Origin of the sequence: Streptomyces sp. SID1328, from assembly GCF_009865595.1 — a bacterium.
Taxonomy (GTDB): Bacteria; Actinomycetota; Actinomycetes; order Streptomycetales; family Streptomycetaceae; genus Streptomyces; species Streptomyces griseoluteus.
The window spans coordinates 1-4,252 of the sequence record NZ_WWKH01000208.1 but is presented as its reverse complement, the minus strand read 5'-3'; the positions used below and the strand labels follow the sequence as shown (position 1 = coordinate 4,252).

At 72.3% G+C, this 4,252-nt stretch carries 5 protein-coding genes and 1 pseudogene; 5 read left to right on the top strand and 1 reads right to left on the bottom strand.

Features of this window, described 5'->3' with window-relative positions:
• Nucleotides 1-256 (bottom strand): annotated as a pseudogene (locus GT030_RS06170) (hypothetical protein); the annotation flags it as partial.
• A 103-nt stretch (nt 257-359) separates the two neighbouring features.
• Between GT030_RS06170 and GT030_RS06165 the strand changes: the two are divergent.
• The 5 genes from GT030_RS06165 to GT030_RS06145 all read left to right on the top strand — a co-directional run bounded on the left by GT030_RS06165 (nt 360) and on the right by GT030_RS06145 (nt 4,152).
• Nucleotides 360-548 (top strand): hypothetical protein, encoded by a 189-nt coding sequence (locus GT030_RS06165; RefSeq protein ID WP_161200208.1) that lies wholly within the window; start codon nt 360-362, stop codon nt 546-548.
• 257 nt (nt 549-805) lie between these two features.
• Nucleotides 806-1,606, top strand: coding sequence for an ABC-2 family transporter protein (locus tag GT030_RS06160; protein WP_161200207.1), 801 nt, complete (start codon nt 806-808; stop codon nt 1,604-1,606).
• 49 nt (nt 1,607-1,655) lie between these two features.
• Nucleotides 1,656-2,420 (top strand): ABC transporter permease, encoded by a 765-nt coding sequence (locus GT030_RS06155; protein WP_202459749.1) that lies wholly within the window; start codon nt 1,656-1,658, stop codon nt 2,418-2,420.
• Between the two features lie 4 nt (nt 2,421-2,424).
• The gene (locus GT030_RS06150) at nt 2,425-3,396 is read left to right on the top strand and encodes an ATP-binding cassette domain-containing protein (RefSeq protein WP_161200206.1); all 972 of its coding nucleotides are present in this window, start codon (nt 2,425-2,427) and stop codon (nt 3,394-3,396) included.
• A gap of 9 nt (nt 3,397-3,405) precedes the next feature.
• Entirely contained in the window at nt 3,406-4,152 is a 747-nt protein-coding gene (locus GT030_RS06145; RefSeq protein WP_161200205.1) for a DUF1707 domain-containing protein, read from the top strand.
• Nucleotides 4,153-4,252: the final 100 nt, after the last annotated feature.

Genomic DNA, 4,252 nt, shown 5'->3' with positions numbered 1-4,252 from the left:
GGGGCGCGCTGACCCGGCGGAGCACCTGGGTGCTCTCGGCGGGCGGCGGCTGGTCGGCCTTGACGCGCCGGAGCACCTGGGTGCTCTCGGGCGCCTGCTGCGGCTCGGCACCACCGGTACGCGGCTTCGCGGACCCGGCGGCGGTGACCCGGCGCAGCACCTGGGTGCTCTCGGCGGCCGGCGGCTCGGCGGCCGGGGTCTTGGCAGCCGGAGGCTTCTGCGCCGGGGCCTCCTTGGCGCCGGACTGCGCGGGCACGGCAGGCGCGCCCTTGGAGACACCGCCGGCCTCCCTCGCGGCCGAAGCGCTCGGAGCACCCTTGGCACCCTCGTCGGGCTTCTCCGCCCGGACCTTCCCGCCCGTGGCCGAAGATCCCGTGGCCGGAGATCCCGTCGCCGAAGATCCCGTCCGCCGGGGGGCGTTCGGGGTCGCGGAGTCGCGCACGGGGGCGCTCTCCGGCTTCGGCGCGGTCTCCGCCGGCGCGCGGTCGGCCGGCCTCTTCGCCGGTTTCGCCTGCGGTTCCGCTGCTGCGGGCCCCTCAGCCGGCTGAGGTTCTTCCGGCCCCCCGCCCTCGTTCGGCTGCTGCGGCTGCGGCTCGTCGCTCATGTCGTGCACGGACTCCTGTTTCGTCGTACGTTCCCGTACGCCTCGTACGCCTTCTGCGCCCCCTGGTTGAAGACTCTCGCACCTGGTGAACCGTTCCCGGATTCCGGCACGCTTCGGTCACGGAAAACGCGTGGCCGTTCGCGGGGGCCGGGGCTAGGCTCCTGCGCTTCGGTGTCGAGCAGTCCGAGGAGGTGGACCGGCGTGGGCGCTGGACGGTTGTACGTGGCCGTCGCGGCAGGGGGATTCAGACGGTACGCGACCTACCGAGCGGCCACGGCGGCAGGGGTGTTCACCAATACCGTCTTCGGTCTGATCATCGTCTGCACCTACCGTGCCCTGTGGGACGCCCGCCCGCACTTGGGCGGATATGACCAGGCGCAGGCCGTGACCTACGTATGGCTCGGACAGGCTCTGCTCTCCACGCTGGCGATCGGCGGCGGGGGCGCCGAGGAAGAGCTGATGGAGCGCATCCGTACGGGTGACGTGGCGGTGGACCTGTACCGGCCGGCCGACCTCCAGCTGTGGTGGCTCGCGGCCGACCTGGGCCGGTCCTGTTTCCAGTTGCTCGGGCGGGGGGTGCTGCCCTTCCTCTTCGGAATGCTCTGCTTCCCCGCCTACCTGCCCTCGGACGCCGGCACCTGGCTGGCGCTGCTGGTCACGCTGGCCCTGGCGATGCTGGTCGGCTTCGGCATCCGGTACCTGCTGGCGCTGAGCACCTTCTGGCTGCTGGACGGCGCTGGGGTTTCCCGCATGGCCTGGCTCGTCGGGCATTTCTGCTCGGGGATGCTGCTCCCGCTGAACGTCTTCCCGGGCACGCTCGGCGAGGTCGTCCGGGCGCTGCCCTGGTCGGCGCTGCTGCAGGCCCCGGCGGACGTGCTGCTGGGCCGGGCGGACCCGCTGGGTGTCTGGCTGTTCCAGGCCGGGTGGGCGGTGGCGCTGCTGGGCGCGGGGCGCCTCCTCCAGTCGGCGGCGACCCGGCGGGTGGTGGTCCAGGGTGGCTGAGTACGGCCGGGTCCGCGAGGGGGTGCGGGCGTACGGGCTGATCGCCGGGATGTGGGTGCGCTCCACGATGGCGTACCGGGCGTCGTTCGTCATGACCACGTTCGGCAACTTCGCGGCGACCTTCTTCGACTTCGTCGCGATCATGCTGATGTTCTCCCGCGTGGACTCCCTGGCGGGCTGGTCGCTGCCGGAGGTGGCGTTCCTGTACGGGCTGTCGGCGGTGGCGTTCGGCATGGCGGACCTGCTGATCGGGTCGATGGACCGGCTGGGGCGCCGGGTGCGGGACGGCACGCTGGACACCCTGCTGGTGCGTCCGGCGCCGGTGCTCGCGCAGGTCGCGGCGGACCGGTTCGCGCTCCGGCGGCTGGGCCGGGTGACGCAGGGGGCGCTGGTGCTGGGCTGGTCGCTGAGCCGGCTTGAGGTGGCCTGGACGCCGCTGAAGCTGCTGCTGATGCCGGTGATGGTGGCGGGCGGCTGCGGGATCTTCTGCGCGGTGTTCGTGGCGGGGGCCGCCTTCCAGTTCCTCGCGCAGGACGCCTCGGAGGTGCAGAACGCCTTCACCTACGGCGGTACGACGCTGCTCCAGTACCCGCCCGCGGTCTTCACCGAGGAGCTGGTGCGCGGAGTGACCTTCGTGCTGCCGCTGGCCTTCGTCAACTGGGTGCCCGCCGCCTATGTGCTGGGGCGCCCGTATCCGCTGGGGCTGCCGGGGTGGACGGCGTTCGTCTCCCCGCTGGTGGCGCTGGCCTGCTGTGCGCTCGCCGGGCTGGCCTGGCGGGCGGGACTGCGTTCGTACCGGAGCACGGGGAGCTGAACTGATGGCGGACGGCGAGGAGTTCATCGCGCTGGAGAAGGTCGGCAAGGTCTTCGAGGTGCGCAAGAAGACGGGGTTCCTCAAGCGGGAGCGGCGCGAGGTGCGGGCGGTGGACTCGATCTCGTTCACCGTGGCGCGCGGTGAGATGGTCGGCTACATCGGGCCGAACGGCGCGGGCAAGTCGACCACCATCAAGATGCTGACCGGCATCCTCACCCCGACCTCGGGCCGGCTGCGGGTCGCCGGGATCGACCCCTCACGGGAGCGGACCCGGCTGGCGTCCCGGATCGGCGTGGTGTTCGGACAGCGGACGACCCTGTGGTGGGACCTGCCGCTGAGCGACTCCTACCGCCTGGCGCATCGTATGTACCGGATTCCGGACGCCCGGTACCGGGAGAACCTGGCGCGGTGCGTCGAACTGCTGGAACTGGGCGACCTGTTGGACGTTCCCGTACGCCAGCTCTCGCTCGGCCAGCGGATGCGCGGCGACATCGCGGCGGCCCTGCTGCACGACCCGGAGGTGCTGTACCTGGACGAGCCGACGATCGGCCTGGACGTCGTCTCCAAGGCCAAGGTGCGCGGCTTCCTGAAGGAGCTGAACGCCGAGCGCGGCACCACGGTCCTGCTCACCACCCACGACCTCCAGGACATCGAGCAGTTGTGCTCGCGGGTGATGGTGATCGACCACGGCCGCCTGGTGTACGACGGTTCGCTGACCGGGCTGCACGCGGCCGGGGAGGGCGAACGGACGCTGGTGGTGGACCTGGAGCGGGAGCTGCCACCGGTCGAGGTGCCCCCGGCGCGGGTGGTGCGGGTGGAGGGACCACGCCAGTGGCTGGCGTTCCCGGCCGGGCAGTCGGCGGCGCCCCTGGTGGCCCGTCTCGCGGCCGCCTACCCCCTGGTGGACCTCTCCGTCCGCGAACCCGACATCGAGGCCGTCATCGCCAAGATGTACGCGGAGAAGGCCGTCTCGTAGTCTGCTGTCATGACCGACGACGCTGCCCCGGACCGCCGTTCCCCCGGTCCCGTCCCGGACCTGCGCGCCTCGGACGCCGACCGGGAGCGGGTCGCCGAGATCCTCCGCGACGGCTTGGCCGAAGGCCGCCTGGACATGGCGGAGTTCGAGGAGCGGCTGGAGTCGGCGTACCGGGCCCGCACCTACGGCGAGCTGGCCCCGCTGACCAGCGACCTCCCGGCCACCCCGGCCGCCGCTCCCCCGGTGTCCTTCACCAAGCGGCCGGTGGACGGCGGGAGTTGGGCGTCCCGGATCGTCGGGGGTGAGGGCACCTCGACCGGAGCGGTGGCGGTGCTGTCCGGGTTCCAGCGCAAGGGGCGCTGGACGATGCCGAAGAAGTTCACCTGTTTCGCCTTCATGGGCGGCGGCGAGATCGACCTGCGCGAGGCGTTCTTCGCGGACCGTGAGGTCGAGATCAGCTGCGTTGCCGTGATGGGCGGTCTGGAGGTGATCGTGCCGCCGGGGGTCGAGGTCGTGGTGCGCGGCATCGGCATCATGGGCGGCTTCGAGCACCTGGACCGGGACGAGCCCGGCGATCCGGGGGCGCCGCGCGTGATCATCACCGGGTTCGCGTTCTGGGGCGGGGTCGGCGTGGAGCGCAAGCTCACGCGGGCCGAGCGGCAGCGCCTGAAGGAGCTGCGCCGTCAGGAACGCCTGGACCGCCGCGAGGCCCGGCAGGAACTCCGCCGGGGCCGCCGGGAGGACCGGGGGCGCTGATCCGTCCTAGGCCCTGTCTGACAATTCCCGTCTGCCGCGCGACGCCATGCACGCCCTCTCGCCGCCCCGGCCCCAGACCCGAGTACGTCCAGTACGAGGG

Bases quoted from the DNA above. Each gene is read 5' to 3' on its own strand.
- GT030_RS06155 (WP_202459749.1), top strand. From the start codon at position 1,656: ATGTGGGTGCGCTCCACGATGGCGTACCGGGCGTCGTTCGTCATGACC.
- GT030_RS06150 (WP_161200206.1), top strand. From the start codon at position 2,425: ATGGCGGACGGCGAGGAGTTCATCGCGCTGGAGAAGGTCGGCAAGGTC.
- GT030_RS06145 (WP_161200205.1), top strand. From the start codon at position 3,406: ATGACCGACGACGCTGCCCCGGACCGCCGTTCCCCCGGTCCCGTCCCG.